Raw genomic sequence first — 24,712 nt, forward strand, 5'->3', positions numbered from 1 at the left:
TGCAAATTTACGCAAGTCAGACATGATTTTCGCAAATCAGGACAAAAGCGAGCCGGAACAATTTTCAGATCCAGACTTTGCAGCGCGATAACGGGGAAAGCACGACAGGAACAGCACAGGCTGTCTCTTCGCACTGTGCTTTATTCTTTCGGCCTGCTGTGGTTTCTGTCCGGACTGCTGGCTCTGCAATCGGCATTAATTACTGCCGGTGATCAAAACTCAATCAGCTATCAGACTGCAGCACTGGTTCAGGATCGCCAAAGCGTTCAGACCATTGATCCTTCAGGGCGCGCACCGAACAGCACGCTGACAGCGCCGGTTCGGGCAATTCTTACCCCTGCGCTTTATTTCAGCAGCAAGGCTCTGCCTTTCAGTGCTGACGGCACTTTCATTGTGCCTGCATTATTTGCCCTTCTGGCAGCTTTCATTTCCGCATCCGTTCTGCGCATTCAGCATAACCCGCAGACAGATGCCCGCCGGAGCGCTATCCGCGCCCGCGCACCGCCTGTTTTCTTCCAAATTTAAATTCTGCTTTCCGGCAGTTCTTTTAAAGTAAGCCCTATTGGACTTTATTTGTCTGACAGGTCTTATGATTTCCATCTGCATTACGGCACGGTCTGTCTGAATACAGCCATTCCTGCCGCAAACAATCGGACCGGATTACTCTCATGCGTACACCCAAATGGGCTGTATATCTTTACAGTCTCATCATTCTGGCGGGCATATTCATTGCCCTGCCGAACGTCTTTACCAAGCAACAGCTGGAAAATATGCCCGGCTGGTTCCCGAAAAATCAGGTCACACTCGGGCTTGATCTTCGCGGCGGTTCCTATCTCGTCCTTGAAGTGGATGCTGCCGGTCTGAAAAAAGACCGTCTGCGTACATTGCTGGATGACGCACGCAGCAAGCTGCGCTCAGAACGCATTCAGCCACAGTCCATTCGTGTGGCCGGCGATGCGGTTCTGGTCAATATTGCCGATACTGCGCAGCGTGACCGTGCGGTAACAGCACTGAAAACCCTGATTAATCCTGTATCGACCAGCGGTTTCGGCACACCGATCAATGATATTGATGTGACAACGCCGGGCGAACAGATCCGTCTGTCGCTGACAGAAGCCGGTTTCAACTACCGTCTCGACAGCGCCCTCACCCAGAGCCTTGAAATCATCCGTCAGCGTGTGGATCAGGTCGGTGTTTCCGAACCATCCATTCAGCGCGTCGGCAGTGACCGTATCGTGGTTCAGTTGCCGGGTCTGCAGGATCCGACACAGCTGCGTCAGCTGCTGGGTTCAACAGCTAAAATGGCCTTCCATATGGTTGCGGATGCAGATCCGAACAGCCCGCCGCCTCCGGGCGTCACGATTATGGAAGATTCCAAAAATCCGGACATTAAATATCCGATCGAAGATCAGGTCGCACTCAGCGGTGAACGCCTGACCGATGCCCGCGCCGGTTTTGACCAGCGCTCAAACGAGCCGATTGTTTCGTTCCGTTTTGACAGTCAGGGTGCCCGTCAGTTTGCTGAAATCACCACAAAGAACGTGAACCGTCCTTTCGCTATCGTTCTTGATGACAAGGTTCTGTCTGCGCCGACAATCCGTGAGCCGATCACCGGCGGTTCCGGCCAGATCAGCGGTCAGTTCACTGTTGAAGATACTGTTGTTCTGTCCGCCCTGCTGCGTGCCGGTGCATTGCCTGCGCCGCTGACAGTTATTGAAGAACGTACTGTTGGTCCGGATCTCGGCGGCGATGCCATTAAAATGGGTGTCTATACCGGTATTCTCGGCTTCATTCTGGTCGCCGCATTCATCATCATGCTCTACGGTGTCTGGGGTATGATCGCGAATTTCGCGCTGCTTCTGAATATTGTTCTGACCTTTGCGGCACTGACCCTGATCGGGGCAACGCTGACCCTGCCCGGTATTGCCGGTGTTATCCTCAGTATTGGTATTGCTGTGGATGCGAATATTCTTATTAACGAGCGTATTCGTGAAGAAACCAAAAAAGGCATGGGCGCTATGGCTGCGCTCGATAAAGGCTTCAACTCCGCCTATTCAACCATTGTTGACGCTAACGTCACCTCGGTGATTGCAACCGTTCTGCTGTTCATGTTCGGGACCGGCCCTGTTCGCGGCTTCGCTATCACCATGATGCTCGGTATTGCCATTTCCATGTTTACGGCTGTTTCGGTCGTTCGCATCATCATGGCATGGTCTGTCCGCCGCCGTAAGCTGAAGGTTCTGCAGATTGAACCTTGGGTTCGTGTTGCACCGGAAAACACCAATTACCAGTTCATGAAAGCCCGTTATTTCGGGATTCTGGTATCTGTGGTTCTGTCCATTGCCTCGCTGTTCCTGTTCTTCAAACCAGGTCTGAACTACGGTCTCGATTTTACCGGCGGTATTCAGGTTGAAATCACCACATCCCAACCGGCTGATCTGGGACAATTGCGTTCCTCGCTCGGCGGACTTGGTCTGGGTGAAGTCGCATTGCAGAATGCTGGCAGCCCTGAAAATGTTCTGATCCGCGTTCAGCGTCAGGACGGTGGCGAAGAAGCGCAGACAGTTGCAGTTAACAAGGTTCGTGAAGCTGTTCAGTCGATCGACAAGGATGTGAAGATCGAGCGTACAGAAGTCGTGGGGCCAAAGGTCAGCGGCGAGCTTGCACGTTCCGGCTTTATCGCTCTGGTACTGGCTGCCGGTGCGATGCTGATCTATCTCTGGTGGCGGTTTGAATGGTATTTCGCCGTGGGTGCGATTGCCACGCTGGTACTCGATACCACCAAGCTGGTCGGTTTCTTCGTCATCACCCAGCTCGACTTCAACCTTACAGCGATTGCGGCCGTGCTGACACTGGTCGGTTACTCGGTCAATGATAAGGTGGTGGTCTATGACCGTATGCGCGAAAATATGCGTATGTATAAGGCCAAGCCGCTGCGTGAAATCATTGATCTGAGTATCAATCAGGTTTTCGCCCGTTGTATCTACACCTCGCTTTGTACCTTCCTTGCTGTTCTTCCGATGGCAATCTGGGGCGGCAGCGCGGTTGAGAACTTCGCGATCCCGATGCTGTTTGGTGTGTTCATTGCAACCACATCGTCGATCTTCATTGCAGCACCGATCCTGATGCTGCTCGGCACATGGTGGGAGCGTACCCATAAGCGCTCGCTCGGTGACACCGACGACGCAGTGACTGCTAAGTAACAAGTACATAATCTTATCGCGCGGTTTAAGAACCGCGCGATATCCCCTTCTCTGCATTGCCCTTTTTCTGAACCTGCATAATTCCGCCGATATTGCAGTTGAGACAAACGGCAAAAGACGCTTATCGCAAGGCGATGAGATGCTACGCATCACACCTTGGAAAGTTCAATCGCCACTCGGGCTTAACCAAAGTCCAATGAGTTTCACTCAACGGACTTTGGTTATATAAGGACAAGCCGCTATGCCTCACGACACTCCCCTGATCGCTACGATTGTTGTTGGTCTGTGTCTGGCCTTTCTGTTCGGGGCTATTGCCAATCGCCTTCGCATTTCTCCGCTGGTCGGCTATCTCCTTGCCGGTGTTCTCTGCGGGCCTTACACTCCGGGTTTTGTTGCCGATCAGGAACTGACACTGCAGCTTGCTGAAATCGGCGTCATCCTGTTGATGTTTGGTGTCGGCTTGCATTTTTCCGTCAAGGAACTGCTGTCGGTCAAAGCCATCGCGGTTCCGGGAGCGCTGGCGCAGATTTTTGCCGCAACCGCTCTTGGCACCGGCCTCGGCCTGATTATCGGCTGGGATCTCACCGGCTCTGTGGTTTTTGGTCTGGCACTCTCCACGGCATCGACCGTTGTGCTGCTGCGCGCTATGCAGGAACGCCGCCTGATGGAAACCGATCGCGGCCGCATCGCCGTCGGCTGGCTGATTGTTGAAGATCTGGTCATGGTGCTGACACTCGTATTGATGCCAGCCATTGCCGGTCTGTTACATGGCGATTCCGGCACGGTTCCGTCAGACCCGATTGCTTCGTATCTGGGGCTTGGCATTACCGGTATTATCCTGCTGACACTGATCAAAATCGCGGTCTTCATTGCATTGATGCTGATTGTCGGCAAAAGAGTTGTGCCATGGGTGCTTGAGGTGATTTCCGCCAGCGGCTCGCGTGAACTCTTCCGTCTCGGCGTGCTGGCCATTGCGCTTGGCGTGGCCTTTGGCGCTGCCAACCTGTTCGGTGTCTCACTGGCACTGGGTGCATTTTTTGCCGGTATGGTGATGAGTGAATCGGAACTCAGCCATCAGGCTGCCGAGGAATCCCTGCCGCTGCGCGATGCATTTGCGGTGCTGTTTTTCGTCTCCGTCGGCATGTTGTTCGACCCGATGGTGCTGATTAATAATCCTCTGTCCCTGCTGGCGACATTGCTGATTATTATGATCGGAAAATCTGCTGCCGCTTTCTTTATTGTGCGCGCGTTCAAACATCCGACAGGCACCGCGCTGACCATTTCTGCCAGCCTTGCGCAAATAGGTGAATTCTCATTCATTCTGGCCGGTCTTGGCGTATCGCTTAAAATCATGCCGCCGGAAGCACGCGATCTGGTGCTGGCCGGTGCTATTCTTTCCATTCTCTGCAATCCGCTGGTCTTTATCGGCTTTGAAAAACTGCGCCCGTTTATTGAAAGAAAGTTGGGAGCGAAACAATCCGCAGATGTTACAGACCTTGACGCTGATGCCGAAGACAGCGCGACAGACGCTTTCAGCACCTATGCAACCACACAGGCCGGCCACACAATCATTGCCGGTTATGGTGAGGTGGGCTCGCGTGTTGCAGCCAGACTGATTGAAGAAAAGCGCCCGCTCGTCGTGATTGAGAATGCAGAAAAACCGGCCACAGAATTACGTGAAACAGGTGTCGAAGTTATTCTCGGCAATGCTGCCGAGGCCGATGCACTGGCCAGAGCCGGTCTTGCAAATGCACAATGTCTGATCCTCGCTCTGCCTTATGCATTTGAGACAGCGCGTGTTATTGCACAGGCCGGTCAGATCAATCCGTCCCTTCACATTATTGCCCGTGCTGAATCGGTAGTTGAGGCTGATTATCTGCGCGATCTCGGGATTGGTACGATTATTCTGGCAGAAGAAGAAATTGCCCGCGGCATTCTCGGAAAAATTTCCGGGACAAAGACAGATTATGTAAAAAACTTGACAGAAACTTCACCTGAAGAACCCTTAAGTTCCATAAATTAATGATTAAGACATAAAAATCGTTAAAAGTGACGAAGTATAAAAAACTGACAACATGTGAATACCTGTTACAAATGAGTGATGTGGAATCAATCAGCAGACATCCGCCCTTAAAAGACGGAATTCCGGTGATGACTTGTGTGACCACACCAACAACAAAAGGGTGTCATCTGATAGATGAAATGGAAAGATTACATCTGGCCGACAATCGGCATCGGCGCGGTTATTGTATCCGTATGGCTTCTGTATAATGAACTGCGCAGCATTTCTCTTGAGGATGTAATTGACAGTCTCGCAGCGATTACCCTGAAACAATGGCTGCTGAGTGCTTCCTGTGCATTGCTTTCCTATATGGCGCTGGCTGGTTACGACCGCATCGCGCTCAAGCATCTGCACAAAAAAATCTCATGGCTGTTTATCAGCCTGTGCTCGTTCACGGCCTATGCCCTGTCGCACAATATCGGTGCTTCGGTTATTTCCGGTGCGGTTGTCCGCTACCGCGCCTATTCTTCCAAAGGTCTTTCCGGTGCGGAAGTTGCTGTTCTGGTCGGTTTCTGCTCTTTCACTTTTGCGCTCGGCACGCTGATCCTCAGTGCTATTGTTCTGCTCGTTGAGCCGGAACTGCTCCAGCGTTTTAACAATGATATTCCTGAAAGCCTCGCAATAGCTGCCGGTGTCGTCATTCTCGTATTGGTTGCGCTTTATGTATTTGGCAGCTTCATGCAATTGCGGCCTTTGCGCATCGGCTCAAAATTCCAGCTGTCCTATCCGCGCCTGTCCGTTGTGTCATGGCAGCTGTTGATCGGGCCTCTGGAACTGATCGGCGCCGCAGGTATCATCTATTTCGCCCTGCCTGAAGTGAACCATCCGGGCTTCCTGATTGTGCTGGGTATTTTCCTGATCTCATTCTCAGCAGCTCTGATTTCCAATGCACCGGGCGGTCTTGGCGTTCTGGAATTTCTATTCATCACCGGCCTGCCAAATCTCAATCCGGCCGATGTGCTGGCGGCACTGATTGTCTTCCGCCTGCTCTATCTGCTGATACCGTTCGGCATCTCTCTGATTGTCGTGCTGATTTTTGAGAAGAGCGAATTCTCCAAAAAGCGCAAACTTGACATCAAGTCTTAAAAACAAAAAAGCCGCGAAACTTAAGTTTCGCGGCTTTTTTTGTTAAAGGATGGCACTCTTACGAATGCGCCCAGTCCCAATAGAGTTTGCGGGCTTTCTGCGCAACCGGACCATAGCTCAGTTGTTTATCGTCAAAGCCGATCACCGGAACGACCTTGGAATGATTGCCGGTTGAGAAAATCTCATCGGCTTCACGGAAATCTTCAACCTTCAGTGTGGTTTCCGTCACGGATACACCATTATCACGCAGCAGACCGATCACCCGCTGGCGGGTAATACCGTTGAGGAATGTGCCGTTTGGCGCAGGTGTAAACACTTCACCATCGCGCACCATAAACACATTGGAAGATGCCAGCTCGGCCACATTACCCAGCATATCGCAAACCAGCGCATTACCGAAACCTTTGGCACGGGCTTCACGGATCATGCGGGCATTATTCGGATAGAGGCAGGCAGCCTTGGCATCCAGCGGCATGGTCTCAATTGTCGGACGACGGAAACGTGTGGTGGTAATGGTGAAACCGGTTGGCTCGCCCATCGGAATTTCTTCCAGACACAGCGCAAAATCCGTGCTTTCGGCAGCAGGCAGAACCACATTGGCTTCACCCTCTTCCGCCCAATACATCGGACGAATATAGACCGCAGCATTCTCGCCGAATTTTGTCATGCCCTGACGGCTCAGTTCCATGATTTCTTCAGGCGTATTCGTCGGTTTCAGGCCGAGTGCCTCTGCGGAGCGGTTAACGCGCGCGCAATGGCGATCCAGATCAGGGATCACACCTTCAAAACCGCGTGCACCATCAAAAACCAGCGAACCAAGCCATGTTGCCTGTGATGACGCGCCGAGAATGCGCACATCGCCTTCATGCCATTTGCCTTTATAAAATGTCCAGCTACGACCAATCTGGCCCATGTCACTTCTCCATATGCGAATCAAATTTGAAATCCGGCAGTCTGCTGTAAGCAAAATCCGGCCCGTGGCGACCAGCTGCATTTGTCCGTAACCGGCTGAGTTCATCAGCAATCTTCGGCAAGGTGGCAGCGTCAGCAACGCAGAACCACATTAAAATCCTCTCAGGGAAGTGCAACTCCCCAAAGATAAAAACTATTTTTTTAATTTATTCCGGTGCGCGGAAGCCTCAGTAAAATCAGCAGTCCATACATTTTAAACACAAAATCATTCCTAAAACGCATCAACTCTGCCATTTCCGGACTGTAATATATGTGTGTGACGTAAACGGAAGTCAGCCTTTTCAAGCCAAGGAAAACACACATCATTCTTACTGTGGTTTTATGATTTCAAGACCATTTCCCTGTAATGAGGCAGCAGAAATGCTTCATGCTCTTTGCGCAGGAGCTGTCGCAAAGGCTCTCATTCAACATTGTCACAATGCTAAATTAGCACCTGCACTATGCGACATTAATTGTATGGCAACTGCACAATCAGCTATTGCCCCCCTGCATTTCCTATGGAAAACTTGTTGCAACAAATTTCATAACAATAAACTGTGGGGAATAATCAATGAAGCTTACGCATATTGCATTCACGGCCTGCACCATGCTCGGCGGTCTGGCTCTCGCAGCCGGTTCTGCTCAGGCACGCGACCTTACAGTTGTCTCCTGGGGCGGCAGCTATCAGGACGGACAGCGCGAAATTTATTTCAAACCTTTTGCCAAAGAGCTGGGCAAGCCGGTTCTCGATGAGAGCTGGGATGGCGGCTACGGCGTTCTGCAAGCCAAGGTCAAAGCCGGCGAAACCAACTGGGACGTTGTGCAGGTTGAAGCTGAGGAGCTTGAGCTTGGCTGTGCCGACGGTATTTATGAAAATATCAATTGGGAACAGCTCGGCGGCAAAGATAAATTCATTCCGGCAGCGGTTCATGATTGCGGCGTCGGCGCGATCGTCTGGTCTACCGGCATCGCCTATAACGGCGACACGATGAAAGATGCCCCGCAATCATGGGCTGATTTTTGGGACGTTAAAAAATTCCCGGGCAAACGCTCTTTGCGTAAAAGTGCCAAATATTCTCTTGAATTTGCGCTGATTGCAGACGGTGTTGCTCCGAAAGATGTTTATGATGTGCTGGCATCGCCTGAAGGTGTTGATCGTGCCTTCAAAAAACTCGATGAAATCAAACCGCATATTGTGTGGTGGGAAGCCGGTGCGCAGCCGGTACAGCTACTCTCTTCCGGTGAAGTGGTAATGGCCTCGGTCTATAACGGCCGTATCAATGCACTCAACCGCACCGAGAATAAGAATTTCGGCTTTGTCTGGCCGGGCAGCATCTATGCCGTCGACAGCTGGGCAATCATGAAAGGCACGCCTTTCCCGAAAGAGTCGATGGATTTCATCGCTTTCGCCAGCAAGGCCGACAATCAGGCCAAACTGCCTGAATATATCACCTATGGTCTGCCGAATATCGAAGCCGATAAATTCGTTGACGAAAAATACCGCAAAGACCTGCCGACTACACCGGCCAATATGACCGATGCAGCAGCCATTGGCGTGGAATTCTGGACAGATAATTCTGAAAGTCTGAACCAGCGTTTCAACGCATGGCTTGCCCAGTAAGCTGAAGTCAAAGACCGGCAATCATATGACCGGTTATGCAGTTGTTCCGGAATTTGCATACCTTCCCCCGTAAGGATGCAAATTCTCCGGAACGGCTGCACTTCGCAGCTTAATTTTCCTGACTGCTAAGCAGTCATTTTTTCCCCGGCTGCTCGGCAGTCATTCGATTCAAAAGCGCATTTCCTGTTGCCGCCCCGCAGCAGACAACAGCAAACACTGTCCTGTTTGACTCCCGAAAACGGTCTGACGGTGCTTCGCTCCATTCGAGGTTTTACGCGTGAATAATCCCTTCATTCATTTTGACAAGGTGAGCAAAGCATTTGGCTCCCTGACAGTTGTAGATAATCTGGATTTAACCATCGGCAAAGGTGAGTTTGTCAGCATGCTCGGGCCTTCCGGTTCCGGCAAAACAACTTTGCTGATGCTGCTGGCCGGTTTTGAACGCCCTACCGGCGGCACTGTCAGCGTGGATGGCAAACGTATCGATCAGTTGCCGCCGCATAAGCGCAATATGGGTGTGGTATTTCAGAATTATGCTCTGTTTCCCCATATGACCATTGCCGAAAATGTGGCTTTCCCGCTGAAAATGCGCGGGCTTTCCAAGTCTGATATGCAGGATCGTGTGAAACGCGCATTGGATATGGTGCAGCTCGGCACCATGCTGGAGCGCAAACCTTCGCAGCTTTCCGGCGGCCAGCAGCAGCGTGTTGCACTGGCACGTGCTCTGGTTTTTGAACCGGAAGTGGTGCTGATGGATGAGCCGCTCGGCGCACTCGACAAGCAGTTGCGTGAACGTATGCAGCTCGACATACGCGAATTGCATCATCGTCTCGGCCTGACCATTGTTTTCGTGACCCATGACCAGTCCGAAGCTTTGACTATGAGCGACCGTATTGCCGTGTTCAATCGCGGTAAGATTGAACAGATCGGCACGCCGTCCCAGATTTACGACCATCCGGCCACACAATTTGTTGCAGAATTTATCGGTGAAACCAATCTGATCGACGGTAAAGTCTCCGGCATTCACAATGGCGAAACCCAGATCCGTCTGAACAATGGTCAGGATATTCGCGTGGATGCCGAAGCACCGTTCCATGCCGGTCAGGATATCCGCCTGTCGCTGCGGCCTGAGCGCGTGCGGCTGAATACAGAGGAAAGTGCCGCCAATCATCTGACAGCAACCGTCAGCGATATTGTCTATCATGGCGACCATTTGCGCGTGGCACTGGACTTTGCAGGCCAGAGCCTTGTCACCAAGGCCGACCGCAGTTTCCATAATTTGAAAGCCGGTGATCCGGTTACCTTGTCTTTCCTGCCGGCGGATTGCTGGCCGATTGCAGTTCCTGCCCGTAAATCTCAGGTGGCGGCATGAATGAACTGCAACGACAACGGCTGAAATCTTTCGCACTGGTGGCACCGCTGGCTTTATTCCTGCTGGTCTTTTTCATCATTCCGTTGGTGACGATGATGAAAGAGGCAGTCTCTGATCCGGTTGCCGCCAAAGCCCTGCCGCTCACGGCACAGGCTGTCAGCGACTGGAATCCGGAAGCACCGCCGACACCGGAAATGAAAGCCGCGCTGGCGGAAGATATCCGCAATAATGATGATGCCCAGCTCTTTGGTGATCTGGTGCGCCGCCTCAACAGTGCGCAACCCGGCTTCCGCACATTGATGAGCAAAACCCGCAATCAGCTGACCAAGCTTGAAGAGCCGGTTGATTATGTGCAGATTGATCTCGTCGCCATCGACAAGAAATGGGGCGAACAGCAATACTGGCAGGCCATTGCTTCAGCGGCTTCAACCACGCTGACAGACCGCAATCTGCTGGCAGCCATTGATATGGAACGCGATATTTCCGGTGAAATCCGCTCTCTGCCATCCGATGCTTCTGCCAATGTTACCATTATGGTGCGCACCTTCATCACCGCCCTCAGCGTCACCATTGCCTGCATTCTGATCGGCATTCCGTTCGCTATGGTTGCGGCATCCGTGGAAGGCTGGAAACGCCAGCTGCTGCTCGGCGCGGTCTTACTACCGCTCTGGACATCGCTGCTGGTGCGTACCGCCGCATGGTTTATCCTGTTGCAGGATCAGGGGCTGATTAATAATGCTCTGATCGCAATCGGCATTACCAGTGAACCGCTGGCGCTGATCTTCAACCGTACCGGCGTGATTATCGCCATGACCCACGTGCTGCTACCCTTCATGGTGCTGCCGGTGTTCAGTGTGCTGATCGGCATTCCGAAAAATCTGATGCCAGCCGCTGCTTCACTCGGCGCACATCCGCTGCGCTCTTTCTTTCATGTACTGTTGCCATTGATTATGCGCGGCGTGGTTTCCGGCTCGCTGCTCGTCTTCATGACGGCGCTTGGCTATTACATCACCCCTGCACTCATCGGCGGTGCTAAAGATCAGCTCATCAGCTCGGTCATCGCATTCTACGCCATGGGCGCTGCAAACTGGGGCATGGCCGGTGCACTCGGCATGGTACTGCTGATTGCAACCATCCTGCTCTATACGATCTATATGCGTCTCTCTACTGAGAAGGAGGTACGTTCATGAACGGCTTCAAACTCCTCAAACTTCTGTTTGGCGCAGCGGTCGTATTCTTCCTGCTGGCACCGCTGGTGGCAATCCTGCCACTGGCCTTCACCAGCGGGGCGTTGCTCGGCTATCCTATGGAAGGCTATTCCACACGCTGGTTTCAGGAACTGGTGCAGGCGGACGCATGGCGCAGGTCGATCATCAACAGCCTGATTATCTCTGTCGGCACCACGGCACTGGCAACAGTGCTGGGCACCGTCGGAGCGCTGGGGCTGCGCGGCAATCAATATTCCTTCGTGTTCAATTCGATCAAAACAGTGTTCTTGCTTCCGATGGTCGTGCCTGCTGTGGTGCTCGGCGTGGGCATGCAGCTGATGTTCGCGCAATATGATCTGCTCAACTCCTATATCGGCGTGATTATCGCCCATACGGTTGTGGCAGTACCATTCGTAGTCATCAATGTGCTGGCTGTTTTGCAAAGTGTTGACCGGCGCGTGGAACAGGCGGCTGCCAGTCTTGGTGCACCGCCCCATATAGTCCTGCAAAAAGTGACGCTGCCGCTGGCAAAACCCGGCATTATTTCCGGTGCTGTTTTTGCTTTTGCAACCTCGCTGGATGAAGTGGTGCTGACTTTGTTCGTCGCAGGTCCGAACCAGCGCACATTGGCACGACAGATGTTCTCGACCATCCGTGAGAATATCAGTCCGGCTATTGCCGCCGCTGCATTCGTTTTCATTGTCGGTACAATCTTGATTGCGCTGGTGATGATCCTGACACAGCGCAAAGCAGCAGCTCAGCCGCAATAAAATAAACAATTACAAAAAGATAAAAGCCGCCTTTGAATCAATTTCAGAGGCGGCTTTATTGTTAATTCAATCAACCTGCTTGCGTTCCAGCCAGACTTTCAGCACCAATGTCAGCAATGCCAGTACCGCCAAAGTTGAGGCGGCAGCAAATGCGCCAACTGTGTTCTGATCCTGAAACAACAGATCAACCTGTAAAGGCAGCGTATTGGTTTTACCGCGAATGGCACCAGACACGATAGATGTCGCGCCATATTCCCCCATCACCCGCGCATTACACAGCACGGCACCATAGAGCAGCGCCCATTTAATATTCGGTAGCGTCACATAGAAGAAGGTCTGCAAGCCGCTGGCACCAAGCGACAATGCCGCCTCTTCATCCTCACCGCCCTGCATTTCCATCAGCGGGATCAGCTCGCGGGCAACAAAAGGACTGGTGACAAACAGGCTGACCAGAAAGATCGCCGGAACGGTGAACATGATCTTGAGATCATAGCTCTCCAGCAAAGGCCCCAGCATCCCCTGCGCGCCATAGAGAAACAGATAGGCTGTACCGGCAATAATCGGCGATACGGAAAACGGTATTTCAATAAAGCTGATCAGTAACCGTCGCCCGGGAAAGCGGAAGCGTGTAACCAGCCATGCGACGCAAACACCGAAACCCATATTGATTGGCACAACCACAATCGCCGTCAGCACAGTCAGCCATACCGCATGCATCGTATCCGGCTTGGTAATTTCCAACCAGAAGCGTCCCATACCGCTGCCAAAGGCGGCAGAGAAAATCACCGCCATCGGAATGCCGAGCACGATCAGCGACAGCACAACGGCCAGCCCGATTAAAAAGCGCCGTCCCCAAAGTCTGCGTCGAAACTGCGGTGAGGTTTTTTCAGAAGCCAAAGCAGGAAAAGCCAAAATCGCCATATCAGTTTCGCTCCGCATAGCGCAGCTGCCGTGCCTGCATCAGATTGGTTATCAGCAGCATGGCAAAAGCCATCAGCAACATCACCATCGCCAGAGCCGCAGCTGCCGGATATTCATATTCATCCAGCCGCACAAAAACGAGCAGCGAAGTCACTTCGGTTTTAAACGGCAGATTGGCAGAGATGAAAACAATCGCGCCAAACTCTCCCAAACCACGTGCAAAGGACAAAGCACTACCTGCCAGAAATGCAGGCAGGATCATCGGCCAGATCACATGAGTAAAAACCTGCAACGGATTGGCACCTAGCGTCTCCGCCGCCTCCTCCACATCATGATTCAGATCCTCAAGTACCGGCTGTACTGTTCGGATAACAAAGGGAATACTGGTAAAGGCCATCGCAATTATTATGCCCGCAGGCGTACAGGCCAGGTACAGGCCAAGCGGTTCAGTATATTGCCCGATCCAGCCGTTCTTCGATAAAACGGTTACCAGCGCCAGACCGGCAACGGCAGTCGGCAGTGCAAAAGGCAGATCAACGGCAGCATCCAGCAGGCGCTTGCCCGGAAACTCATAGCGCACCAGCACCCATGCCATCAGCAGGCCAAACAGAGCATTAAACACCGTCGCGGCGGCAGAGGTAAGTATGGTCAGCTTGAATGTCGCCACAGCACGCGGCGAACTGACAATCGACCAGAAATCAGCAAAGCCAAGACTTGCGGTTTTCATCACCAGAGCAAAAAGCGGCAGAGCCACAATCACCGTCAGATAAAGCAGCGTACAGCCCATCGTAATGCCAAAGCCCGGCATCACTGTTTTTCTGACTTTAAAGATTGGTCTTTTCATAACCGGTCTGCTCTGTATGGGATATGGGAAAAACCGGCGCGTCTTTGAAGACGCACCGGCTGTCATTTTCAGATCACGTTATTTGCCCGTGAACAGCTGATCGAGAATACCGCCTTCAGCGAAATGCTCTTTGGTCACATTTGCCCAGCCGCCGAATTCATCTTCCACACGCACCAGTTTCACCTCAGGGAAATTGGCTTTGTGCTTTTCAATGGTTGCAGCGTCATGCACACGGTTGAAATTGCTGGCGAGAATTTCCTGCCCCTGTGGCGCATAGAGGAAATCGAGATAGGCTTGCGCGATTTTACGCGAGCCGCGCTTATCGACAACCTTATCAACGATAGTCACCGGAAACTCGGACAGCAAGCTGATTGGGGGCACCACAACTTCATATTTGTCTTTGCCGAGCAGCTTCTGAGTACCCAGCACTTCGGCCTCAAATGTCACCAGAACATCGCCGATACCGCGCTCGGTAAAGGTTGTGGTCGCACCACGGCCGCCGGTATCAAACACCGGAACATTCTTGAACAGCTTGGTAATGAAATCGCGAACCTTGGCATCGTCTTTATTGAAAGCTTCACGCGCATAGGCAGTTGCTGCCAGATAGGTATAGCGCGCATTACCCGAGGTTTTCGGGTTCGGGAAAATCACCTGTACGTCTTCACGCACCAGATCATCCCAGTTTTTGATCTGCTTTGGATTGCCTGCACGCACAAGAAACGCTGGGAGTGAATAATAAGGCGAGGAATTGTTCGGCAGACGGCTCTGCCAGTCCGCAGGGATCAGATTGCCTTTGTCGTGCAGTACCTGCACATCCGTCACCTGGTTAAAGGTCACGATATCCGCTTCCAGCCCTTCGAGAATAGAACGGGCCTGCTTGGAAGAACCGGCATGAGACTGATTGACGGTGAGTGTTTCACCGGTCTGCTCTTTCCACACCGGAATAAAGGCTGTGTTGACCTGCTCATACAGTTCACGGGCAATGTCATAGGAGACATTGAGGATTTCTTTCGGATCCTCAGCCTGTGCCGCAGTCAAAGAAGTTCCCAAACCGAGCACAAGCCCGGCCGCTAACAGAAGTTTTTTCATGAAATACCCGCCGCCTGTGTCTTTGCCTGAGGCAAATGATTGGAGTTATCTATAGCTCCAAAGATTAAGCAGCAGCGGCATGAAATCAATACTAAATTATTGATTTAAATAGATAATTTACATTTAGAAACAAAATCAGAAATCTATGATACGTCAGAAAAAGAATGAGCAAGATTTTGCTACCGAACATTCATATGACGCAATTTGATTTCCGGAACATGCTTGAAAAATCGCAGTTTGCGGAAGGTTTTACCAAATACCGCGGTGACGCCAGCAGCCGAATTTTTCGGATTGGTTAGGTGCAAGGCGGTTTTGACGCCGCCGTTCAATAGTCTTCTCGTCCTGAGAAATTTCCTGCCAGAATTTTTGAAACGCCTGACCGCGCTGTTTCATCATTCCCTTCAGAGACTGAAATAGAGCCATGAATAACACTCCTGTATCGTCAGATTGCCAGCGTTTCCCGAAAAGTGTGAAACGGTTTTCGGGTAAGATACGCGCAAAAACAAAGAGACAGAGCATTTCCTGTGATCAAGATAAACTGGAAATGCTCCAGAATTAACATTCCGTTAATGTCTGCCAATACAGTGCTATTGTCAATAATCCCATTAATTTTATGTGATTTAAGATTATCAATCCGCTGCCACACAACAAAAAACCGCTGCATTGCTGCAGCGGTTTTTCATTCAACATCAATAAGATGGAAGCTTACTTATTGCGGATTGTCTGCAAACCGTCATTCCAAACTTTCAGCTCTGCCAGAACAGTCTTTGCACTGGCTTCAACCATTTCAGTCGCAACAAATTCACCGTTCTCATTCAGGAACTGCGGATAATTCGGCAGCGGAATACCTTCCGGCAGCGGCATCATACGCAATGTGCTCAGATGCGAACGGGCAACCTGTGCGGAACGCAGACCGCCGGACACACCACCATAGCTCATAATAGCTGCAGGCTTGTAATTCCATTCGGTATTGAGGAAGTTCACCGCATTGAAGAATTCAGCCGGCGGGGAATAGTTATATTCCGGAATCACAAAGACAAATGCATCACCGGCATCAATGAGCTTGCTCCATTTTTTGGTATGCTCATGCTCATATTTCTGCGCACGCGGATGTGTGGATTCATCAAAAAACGGCAGTTTAACTTCTGCCAGATCAACCAGCTCTGCATCGAAATCAGAATTTGCAGCTGCAAAATCATTAAACCATTTGGCAAATTTATCGCCTTGACGCGCAGAACGTGTTGCACAAATGATTGTATAAAGCTTTGGCACGGATATTTCCTTTTTCAGCTGAAAAACAGACAGGCATAACTGCGCCCTCTTTTCAGCCACCTGTTAAAAGTGTTTCAGAAAAACTGCAAGTTATCTCCTGCGACACAGTGTTCACAGAATAGGACAATGCATTTTATATAAAAACGCCGCATCAGATGATGCGGCGTTTCTCTCTTATCAGTCAGGCTGCTTAAAGATCATAAGCAGGCAAAGCTGTGATTTTGACTTTGGCGATGTTACGGCGCTCCATGGTCAGAACCTCGAACTCGAAACCTTCGGCAGTGAATTTTTCGCCACCTGTCGGAATATGGCCGAGATGCCAGAGAACAAAACCGGCCAGTGTCGTATAGCGGTCATCCTCATCCACAAGATCACGATCCAGAATACCGCTCAGACGGCGGATATCTGTAAAGCCATCGACAATCCAGACACCGTCTTCAACGGTCTCAACGCTCGGAGCATCGCCATCTTCATCCGGAAACTCACCGGCAATGGCCTCAAGAATATCCGTCGGCGTTGCAACACCTTCGAAAGAGCCATGTTCATCGACGATAACCGCCATCTGCACCGGAGAACCGCGCAACTGCTCCATAACCCGCAGCACATTGCTGTGCTCATGAACAACCAACGGCTGTTTCATAGCACTCTGCCAGTCAATCGGTGCAGAATCCGCCAGATAAAGCAGCAAGTCTTTTGTCAGCGCCACGCCGACAAATTCATCGACCTGACCACGGGCAAGAATAACACGAGAATGGGCAAACTGGCGCAATTCATTACGAAGTTCTTCTTCACTCGCATCCAGATCCAGCCACTCCACCTCATTACGCGGCGTCATGATGGATCGCACCGGACGATCAGCCAGATCCAGCACGCCGCGGATCATTTCCTTTTCTTCCGGACGGAACACATCTGCCGCAGCAGTATGTTCTGCAATCACGTCAACAGTTTCCGACAGAGCATTGTCGCTGCCGCGGCCACCGCCAAGAAGGCGCAGCACGGCACCGGCAGTGCGTTCACGCAGATCATTGGTCGTCACGCGTTTTTCACGATTGTGACGGCCGACCTGATTGGCAGCTTCGATAAGGATCGAGAAGCCGATTGCCGCATAGAGATAGCCCTTAGGCACGTGATAACCGAAGCCTTCAATCACCAGACTGAAACCGATCATCATCAGGAAGCCAAGACACAGGATAACCACGGTCGGATGTTTGTTGACGAATGTCATCAGCGGCTTGGAAGCAACCATCATCACTGCCATAGCAACAACGACAGCAATCATCATCACCGGCAGATGCTGCACCATGCCCACAGCGGTAATCACGCTATCGAGCGAGAACACGGCATCAAGAACAACGATCTGCGCAATAACCTGCCAGAACACCGCATGAACCGGATTACCTTCCTTGACGGCATTTTCACCTTCAAGACGCTCATGGAGTTCCATCGTACCTTTGGCAAGCAGGAACACACCACCGACGATCATAATGATATCGCGGCCGGAGAAACCAAAGGAGAAAATGGTAAAGAGCGGCTGTGTAAGCGTTACGATCCACGAGATCGAGGCCAGCAAACCAAGGCGCATCAAAAGCGCAAGCGCAAGGCCGAGCAGTCGCGCTTTATTACGCTGGCTCGGTGGCAATTTACCGGCAAGAATAGAAATAAATACGAGATTGTCGATACCAAGAACAATCTCAAGAACAATCAGAGTAACCAAGCCTATCCAGGCATTGGGATCGGCAATCCATTCCATGGGTTGTCGTTTCCTAGAATTTCTGTTGCGGGATGCGGTTGCAAGCCTGTTTTTGGCCAGCCAAACGCGCAAGCACTGGTTCGGCACTGAATCCGGTTACCAAAAACCGTATCAGTTCCGTTCCGCTACCGGTTTTGAAATCAGATAACCGGACATGCTTATTGGCAGTGTGATTTCCTGCTGATCGTGCAGGATCATAAATCCCTTTCTTCAGAGCCGCTTCAGGCACCTGAAATAAGGCTTGATACATCACAGAGAAAAACAGAAGGATTTTATCCCGCGGGCCGGTCTCCTTTGCAGAAAACAGGCGGGCGATGACAGCTGCAGCACCGGCAGTCTTATCACGCAGAAATTGTACAGGACGGGAAACATGCACAACCGGTGGAACAGAGGTCTGATATGTCAAAGACCTGTTTTGTCTGCCAGCGGCGTGCAGGAAAATTGTGTTTCGGATTGTTACCAGTTCGGAGCGGCAACAATCCGGAATAGACGAATCGTCAGAAGTATCTTCCGGCATCGGAGTTTTTAAAGACCCATTTTAGGCGCAATTTGCGCGGTTAAACATTTCATATTCAGCGTAAAGCTTATTAAAAATCAGACCATTGCACGATGAAAGGCTGTCTGCTGGACTGATAATTTGCATTTATAATGAATACAAATGCAAATCTAATCAAGTTCGTCCGGTGATTATTTTGCCAAACCTCTGGTAATACGGCAACAATTTTACGTGTCTGTGTATATCAGACACTGCCCCGACATTTATGACAGGAACTATTATTCAGCCGGTGTTGCAGAGATTTTATTCTTCGCGGCACCGCGCCTGCGCTCATGTTTAGGGCGTGCACGCATAAAGCGGACACCAACAATACTGACAACTGTCGCCAGCACTGTAAGAGCAACAGCCATCCATACCCAGTCAGTACCATCGAGACGTGCAAAAATGCCCGCCCCTTTACCGGCCAGCCAGCCCGGCAGGATCATGACCGGCGCCCAAACCAGCGCGGAGGTAATATTAGCGGTCTGAAAACGCTTCTGATCCATGGACATCATGCCCGCAACCAGCGGCACGGTACAACGCACAGGGCCGAAGAAACGGCCAAAAAACACGGCAGCAAAACCATATTTGCGGAACAGCAGGCGTGCCTGCGCAATATGAGAACGGTATTTGTTCAGCGGCCATTGATGAATAACACGACGTCCGAGCCACCAGCCGAGCAAATAGGAAATAACATCGCCGATAACGGCACCGATAACAGCGCCGATCATGACGGGAATAGGATCGATAATACCGGCCCCGACCAGACCGCCGATTGCCAGCATGATTGGTGTTGCCGGAATCAGCATACCGATCACAGCCAGAGACTCACCAAATGCTATCAACCCGACAATCGGTCCGGCCCAAGCCTGATTGGCCGAAATAAACTGCCCGAGATCGCCGATAAAACCGTCCATTGAACCCTCAGATCATGCAAAGCATGAAAATTTCCGCGCTGCTTCGCCATCATTCCTGTAAATGATTAATACTGCCCGGAAGGCGGATTAACCAGAACCATAGCAGACGCTATGCCAGTTTTTTTGCGCCTAATTATGGCACAAAGACAAAACTCTGATGACAAAACCAGTCAGCAGCAACAATATTCAGCAGTCTGTATAGCTGTTAGATTATTAAAAATCCGATATGCAGGCTGAAACTTAATTCAGCGTGATATACCTATATGTCTGCAATGCAAACTATATGTGCAATGATTTATCACGTATCAAGGCTATTTAGCCGCCTGTTTTGCGGTTTATGAATCGAAACATCTTAGTCAGGCGTAAAAGCACAATCCGGATCAGTCACTTGCCTGCCTCACATCACAAGACATGAAAATTGCACATTTTTTTCAAAAAAATAATTTCATGACTAGACAGGCCTTCGGCTCCACTTTATAGAACCGCTCACTTACTGAATGATTATTCAGAAAAGTGGGTGCGTAGCTCAGTCGGTAGAGCAGCTGACTCTTAATCAGCGGGTCACAGGTTCGATCCCTGTCGCACCCACCAAGCTTTTCAATAGCTTAGTGGAATCCTCCCCAGAACGAACTGCTGTAGCTTACAATCAGTTTACAGATTTTGTGCAATCTCACTCCCTAATCAGCATGAGATTGAATGCACTAGAGCACTCTTTATGCATCTCTGGCAGGAACATAGATGAGCTGGAAGATTGCCATGCAGTTCACAAACAACCCCATCTAAATGAAATTGAAACCGTGTCCGATGCAAGGCTAGAGGCTGCAAAGGTCAGATGCGCATAGCTATGGTCAGGCTGGATGAACTGTCCGGCTTTACCTCAGGGGTGGTATGAGTAGAGTAACTCACGCTGTATTAGATAGTTTTAATTTTGTGTTGCAACACGAAGTGCAAGGCCTGCAAAAATAGTTCCCATTACCCACTGCTGCATCTTGATCCACCTAGTGTGACGCAACACGACAAAGGAAATTGAACCAGCTGTTACTATTACTACTGACTGAACCGTAATTGCCGACAGTATCTGCACTAAGCCTAGTGTCAAAGACTGCACAAACACACTCCCTTGTGCTGGGTCAATAAATTGAGGGAGCAGCGCTAAGTAAAGCATCGCAACTTTTGGATTTAATAAATTTGTCAAAAACCCAACTATAAAAAGCTTTTGATAACAATCAACATCAACTCGACGAGGTGTTAACGAAAGTGTTTTCTTTGGCCGCAGGGCTGCCCACGCCAGGAAAAGCAGATACAAAGCCCCCCAGATAACGCAGCACCTCATAAGCGTAAGGCACTGCGAAAAACGCCGCAGTTATTCCCAAGGCACTGCACAAGACATAAACAACAAACCCCATTGCAATACCGAAGAGAGAGATAAAACCTGCTGTTTTTCCCTGACAAACAGTACGTGAGATTAAATAAATCATATTAGGCCCCGGAATGAGAGCCATTCCAAATGTCAAGCTTGCGAAGGCTAATACCGTAGACATTGTCGGCAAGGAGTGATCTCCAATAAGCGCCAGATAACGATGAGTTTATGAATGGCAACTATTGAGAATTAATCAGTTTTTCGTCCGTACCCAACTTGCAACGCTTAACTCAAAAACGGGTCGATGGATGTTACTTTTCTCCTGAGCTAAAACAGCCAACACCTAGTCGAGACCCTTAATTGTCTCTTTGGCACTTTCCCACGTCTCTTCCTTTAGCTTTTTCATACCTTCGCGCAATTGATTGACACGCCCATCAAAGTCAACACGACGTACGTAATCATCACGTGTTCTGTTGATCCTCTTGTGCAACGCATCGTCACCAGACTTGATAGACGCAGCAAGAGACCGGAATGAAACGGCTATAGAGGTAGATATCCCGATCAGCCATTGATATCATCCGAACAACTATCGGCATTAGCCACGTAAACCACCAAGCTCAACACTGCCTAGGCCGTCGATTGCCTCATTAATACTTATCCTGCTCTGTATTTAGCCCACACCCTCCATCAAAAGGCTAATATTGTACTCCGTTTAGCTAGCTTACTTAAGCGTCGCTGCCTTGTTAACTGTCATAGGTATCAAGCTAAACGGAGAGAAAAATGATAAGGTTTGTTACAGCGACTTTCATTATTGTTTTTGCAAGTACAGCAATAGCAGCCGACAAGGCCAGCGTGGAAGAAGGTGCGCGTATCGCTGTGACCGGCGGATGCCATGACTGCCACACAGAAGGCTTCGCTGAAAGTGGTGGTAAAGTCGATCCCAAGAAAGCGCTGTTAGGAAATCAAATCGGGTTTCAAGGGCCTTGGGGGACGACTTATCCGGCTAATTTGCGTATTTCCCTCTCCAAAATGAGCGAAGATGAGTTCGTAAAATACGGACATACAATGAAAGCCCGTCCACCTATGCCGTGGTACGGAGTAAATGCCATGACTGACCATGAGTTGCGGTCATTATATCAATATGTGAAGTCACTTGGGGAAATTGGGCGTCCCGCCCCAGAATATGTGGAACCAAACCAGACATCAAAAACGCCGTTTATTGTCTTCGCTCCACCCAATATGCCCGCTCATTAATTTGCAATTCCCGCATCGCAACCAATAGCACAGTTTGTCTATTTCCTTCGTGCCCTCTAATCAGAGGGGCAAGGGTGAGCAGTATCGTATTCACCAATTTTTCAATAGCTTAGTGATTTCTCGCAAGAACATAACAGCGTAGCTGCATATAAAAACCGTGCATATTTATATGTGATTTTAGCGACAGGTTCGCATGTTACAAAGCTCTGCCATTGTTATTTATTCCTGCCCTGTGGCTCCAGAAATTGCCCTTATTGCAACAGCAATTTCAGCAGCAATGCTTTTATCGAGCGGTAAGAACGGGCGTGGAAGCACAGCATCGGACAAAGACAGCTGATTAAGCATTTCATAAACAACACGCAGGCTGCCATGTCGTTGAAACAAAGACCAAACCGGCTGCAAAATCCCGTTAAGTTTATGTGCCAGCTCTGCATCTTTTCTTTCAGATGCCCGTGTTAAACTGACACAAATCTCAGGCAACACGCCTCCCAAAACGCTATACCAAACATCCGCTCCTTTGAGCAAAGCTTCGGAGCATTTCCAGTCACCGCTATAGCCACACGAGAACTCCGGCGGAACTGAAGCGCGTTGCTTCAGTATATGCTGCTCCACATTACTATCTGCCGGCAATGCATTTTTGATGCCGACAATCCCCGTCACTCTGGATAGACGGGCTATTAACGCATCAGAGAAGTTAAAGTGCGTCGTTCCCGGATTGTCGTAGATACAGATCGGCAGCTGACTATCTCTAGCAACACTAGCATAGTGCTCAAAAACCTCGTCCTGCGTTAAACTTGTGTATGAAACAGGCGCTAAAAGCCCTACTGTAGCTCCTAAAGACTTCGCGTCCTGTGCAAATTTAACGGCATCATCAGTCCGCAGAGCGCTTACGCCGACAATTAGCGGCACCCTGCCTTTAATTTGCTGATGCGCTGCTTCTATCGCCTTTTTTCGCTCTGCATAATTCAGATACATATATGTACCTGTACTGCCGAGAAGCCCGATTGAATCGACCCCGGCGACAATCATTCTTTCGATTAGCGAACATAGGTTTTCTATGCAGACTTCGCCATATTCATTGGCAGGCGTGATCGGAAACGCAGAGAGACCGGTTAATACTGACATAAAATTTCTCGCACCTACCGGTTAAACCACGGTTTTTTGTATGAGTATTTCACTATTCGGTGCCATTTTCCTGATCCCGCTCACAAGCATATCCCCTGCTTCATCAAGAGCAGATGCAGGCATTGCTTTTAAACTTTCCAATATAAACCACATACGGCCTCCAGCATAATCAAGCCGCGTCCTACTTCCTTGACGCCAGTTCCAGCGCCTGCATGTAACACCCAGATCATCACGCCAAATCACCTCCCCCGGCATCGGGTTCTCAATGACGTCCTCGCCGTTATTCTTAGTGTCAAAAATCTCGGTTCCTTCAGCAAGCATCAATTGAGGACGCCCTACATAGGCATCGTAATTTTCCCCGCCTACCGGCAGCGCATAGCGCAAGCTAATTGCATTATAGAGGTCAACAACAGGACTGATTGCAGGAATGCGCCCCTCTTTCAAAACGCGTTTTCTAAGTGCCTGAGCAGAACATGGAGTGCGATTAGGCTTCGCACCAAATCTCAGATAGATGTCGGCCCAACCAGCCAGGTGATCCTCTGCCCATGATGGTCCGCCTGCCAGCACATAAGCACACGCATCGTCCAGAATAACTGGATCAGCCTCATTCATGACACCCGCTTTGGTATCGACATAGATACTCAGCGCACGAAAATCCGGCGCTATTGCCATTATTTTCTCAGAAATAAACGGGGCTTCAGGCATTCAGTTAAACTCCGGTAATTTACTCACGAACCAATAAGAAGGCGGGCAGCAATTCCCCACATTACAAATGCAATAATAACCTCAAGAATTCTCCACGCTGACGGCTTTGCGAATAAAGGCCGCAACCACTTTGCCCCGTAACCAAGCGAAAAGAAAAATAAAAATGAAGCTAAGATTGCACCGGCAGCAAACATAAACTCAAAACCTGAAAACTGGGTCGAAATAGAGCCGAGCAGCATCACCGTATCGAGATAAACATGCGGATTGAGCCATGTGAGCGCGAAACAAGTCAACACAGCTGCTTTTAAGCTTTGCTTTTCAGCAGAATTACCGGATGCAAGGGTTTCAGATGATCGCAATGCCGAGCGCATATTAGCCGCTCCATAGAATATAAGAAATGCGGCTCCGCCATAGCGCATGACCGGATCAAGCCAGGGCGCCATGCCGATAATCGTACCAAAGCCCGCTACCCCCAATGCGATCAGAATTGCATCGGACAAAGCGCAGGTTAAAGAAACGGCAAAAACATGCTCATTGCGCAAGCCTTGCCGCAGCAGGAAAGCATTTTGCGAACCAATGGCAACGATCAGGCTCAGCCCCATCGTCATGCCTGTAATGAATACTGATAAGCTCATATCTGAATTTTAAACTCGGCTGGAATTGCAAA

General features: G+C 50.3%; 20 protein-coding genes, 1 tRNA gene and 1 pseudogene. 10 read left to right on the forward strand and 12 right to left on the reverse strand.

The annotated features are described in order from the left end of the window. The first annotated feature begins 135 nt into the window (after window positions 1–135). The 4 genes from KHQ09_RS11650 to KHQ09_RS11665 all read left to right on the forward strand — a co-directional run bounded on the left by KHQ09_RS11650 (window position 136) and on the right by KHQ09_RS11665 (window position 6,351). Window positions 136–525, forward strand: coding sequence for a hypothetical protein (locus KHQ09_RS11650; RefSeq protein WP_213598357.1), 390 nt, complete (start codon window positions 136–138; stop codon window positions 523–525). 143 nt (window positions 526–668) lie between these two features. Continuing rightward, entirely contained in the window at window positions 669–3,203 is a 2,535-nt protein-coding gene (secD, locus tag KHQ09_RS11655) for a protein translocase subunit SecD (RefSeq protein ID WP_213598359.1), read from the forward strand. 241 nt (window positions 3,204–3,444) lie between these two features. Beyond that, the gene (locus KHQ09_RS11660; RefSeq protein WP_213598361.1) at window positions 3,445–5,226 is read left to right on the forward strand and encodes a cation:proton antiporter domain-containing protein; all 1,782 of its coding nucleotides are present in this window, start codon (window positions 3,445–3,447) and stop codon (window positions 5,224–5,226) included. Window positions 5,227–5,400: 174 nt separating this feature from the next. Further along, window positions 5,401–6,351 carry a lysylphosphatidylglycerol synthase transmembrane domain-containing protein gene (locus tag KHQ09_RS11665; RefSeq protein WP_022709857.1) on the forward strand — a complete coding sequence of 317 codons (951 nt, stop codon included), beginning with the start codon at window positions 5,401–5,403 and terminating at the stop codon, window positions 6,349–6,351. Between the two features lie 58 nt (window positions 6,352–6,409). On the opposite strand, the gene KHQ09_RS11670 is transcribed toward KHQ09_RS11665, so the two are convergent. Next, on the reverse strand, window positions 6,410–7,264 hold the full coding sequence (locus KHQ09_RS11670; RefSeq protein WP_075656257.1) for a branched-chain amino acid aminotransferase: 855 nt from the start codon (window positions 7,262–7,264) through the stop codon (window positions 6,410–6,412). 645 nt (window positions 7,265–7,909) lie between these two features. Here KHQ09_RS11670 and KHQ09_RS11675 point away from each other — a divergent pair. From KHQ09_RS11675 to KHQ09_RS11690, 4 genes are all read left to right on the forward strand, one after another. After that, entirely contained in the window at window positions 7,910–8,923 is a 1,014-nt protein-coding gene (locus tag KHQ09_RS11675; RefSeq protein WP_028233375.1) for an ABC transporter substrate-binding protein, read from the forward strand. A 277-nt stretch (window positions 8,924–9,200) separates the two neighbouring features. Then, window positions 9,201–10,295: an ABC transporter ATP-binding protein gene (locus KHQ09_RS11680; protein WP_213598363.1), complete on the forward strand. Its 1,095-nt coding sequence runs from the start codon at window positions 9,201–9,203 to the stop codon at window positions 10,293–10,295. Beyond that, complete coding sequence (locus KHQ09_RS11685) at window positions 10,292–11,485, forward strand: ABC transporter permease (RefSeq protein ID WP_213598366.1); 1,194 nt, start codon at window positions 10,292–10,294, stop codon at window positions 11,483–11,485. The genes KHQ09_RS11680 and KHQ09_RS11685 overlap by 4 nt, the downstream gene beginning before the upstream one ends. Further along, complete coding sequence (locus tag KHQ09_RS11690; protein WP_075656254.1) at window positions 11,482–12,273, forward strand: ABC transporter permease; 792 nt, start codon at window positions 11,482–11,484, stop codon at window positions 12,271–12,273. The genes KHQ09_RS11685 and KHQ09_RS11690 overlap by 4 nt, the downstream gene beginning before the upstream one ends. 66 nt (window positions 12,274–12,339) lie before the next feature. On the opposite strand, the gene cysW is transcribed toward KHQ09_RS11690, so the two are convergent. The 7 genes from cysW to KHQ09_RS11725 form a co-directional block, all read right to left on the reverse strand. After that, entirely contained in the window at window positions 12,340–13,065 is a 726-nt protein-coding gene (gene cysW, locus KHQ09_RS11695) for a sulfate ABC transporter permease subunit CysW (protein WP_238481727.1), read from the reverse strand. 130 nt (window positions 13,066–13,195) lie between these two features. Then, on the reverse strand, window positions 13,196–14,038 hold the full coding sequence (gene cysT, locus KHQ09_RS11700) for a sulfate ABC transporter permease subunit CysT (RefSeq protein ID WP_213598368.1): 843 nt from the start codon (window positions 14,036–14,038) through the stop codon (window positions 13,196–13,198). Between the two features lie 78 nt (window positions 14,039–14,116). Next, complete coding sequence (gene cysP / locus KHQ09_RS11705; protein WP_151159942.1) at window positions 14,117–15,127, reverse strand: thiosulfate ABC transporter substrate-binding protein CysP; 1,011 nt, start codon at window positions 15,125–15,127, stop codon at window positions 14,117–14,119. A 249-nt stretch (window positions 15,128–15,376) separates the two neighbouring features. Next, complete coding sequence (locus tag KHQ09_RS11710) at window positions 15,377–15,550, reverse strand: hypothetical protein (protein WP_213906457.1); 174 nt, start codon at window positions 15,548–15,550, stop codon at window positions 15,377–15,379. Window positions 15,551–15,832: 282 nt separating this feature from the next. Continuing rightward, window positions 15,833–16,399 carry an NADPH-dependent FMN reductase gene (locus KHQ09_RS11715; protein ID WP_238481626.1) on the reverse strand — a complete coding sequence of 189 codons (567 nt, stop codon included), beginning with the start codon at window positions 16,397–16,399 and terminating at the stop codon, window positions 15,833–15,835. Between the two features lie 190 nt (window positions 16,400–16,589). Next, entirely contained in the window at window positions 16,590–18,149 is a 1,560-nt protein-coding gene (locus tag KHQ09_RS11720) for a TerC family protein (protein ID WP_075656249.1), read from the reverse strand. Window positions 18,150–18,923: 774 nt separating this feature from the next. Then, window positions 18,924–19,601, reverse strand: coding sequence for a DedA family protein (locus KHQ09_RS11725; RefSeq protein WP_022709872.1), 678 nt, complete (start codon window positions 19,599–19,601; stop codon window positions 18,924–18,926). Between the two features lie 515 nt (window positions 19,602–20,116). On the opposite strand from KHQ09_RS11725, the gene KHQ09_RS11730 reads away from it, so the two are divergent. After that, window positions 20,117–20,192, forward strand: a tRNA-Lys gene (locus tag KHQ09_RS11730). Window positions 20,193–20,523: 331 nt separating this feature from the next. Here the strand turns inward: KHQ09_RS11730 and KHQ09_RS11735 are convergent. Then, a pseudogene (locus tag KHQ09_RS11735) lies at window positions 20,524–21,151 on the reverse strand (LysE family translocator). A gap of 590 nt (window positions 21,152–21,741) precedes the next feature. Between KHQ09_RS11735 and KHQ09_RS11740 the strand changes: the two are divergent. Beyond that, window positions 21,742–22,215, forward strand: coding sequence for a c-type cytochrome (locus KHQ09_RS11740; RefSeq protein WP_213598372.1), 474 nt, complete (start codon window positions 21,742–21,744; stop codon window positions 22,213–22,215). Between the two features lie 219 nt (window positions 22,216–22,434). On the opposite strand, the gene KHQ09_RS11745 is transcribed toward KHQ09_RS11740, so the two are convergent. Genes KHQ09_RS11745 through KHQ09_RS11755 form a run of 3 tightly spaced genes read right to left on the reverse strand, consistent with a single transcriptional unit; the run spans window position 22,435 to window position 24,680 of the window. After that, entirely contained in the window at window positions 22,435–23,340 is a 906-nt protein-coding gene (locus KHQ09_RS11745; protein ID WP_213598373.1) for a dihydrodipicolinate synthase family protein, read from the reverse strand. Between the two features lie 21 nt (window positions 23,341–23,361). Beyond that, complete coding sequence (locus KHQ09_RS11750) at window positions 23,362–24,045, reverse strand: B3/B4 domain-containing protein (RefSeq protein ID WP_213630839.1); 684 nt, start codon at window positions 24,043–24,045, stop codon at window positions 23,362–23,364. A gap of 23 nt (window positions 24,046–24,068) precedes the next feature. Then, entirely contained in the window at window positions 24,069–24,680 is a 612-nt protein-coding gene (locus KHQ09_RS11755; protein WP_213598375.1) for a LysE/ArgO family amino acid transporter, read from the reverse strand. Window positions 24,681–24,712: the final 32 nt, after the last annotated feature.

Origin of the sequence: Pseudochrobactrum algeriensis (assembly GCF_018436245.1) — a bacterium.
Lineage (GTDB): Bacteria > Pseudomonadota > Alphaproteobacteria > Rhizobiales > Rhizobiaceae > Pseudochrobactrum > Pseudochrobactrum saccharolyticum.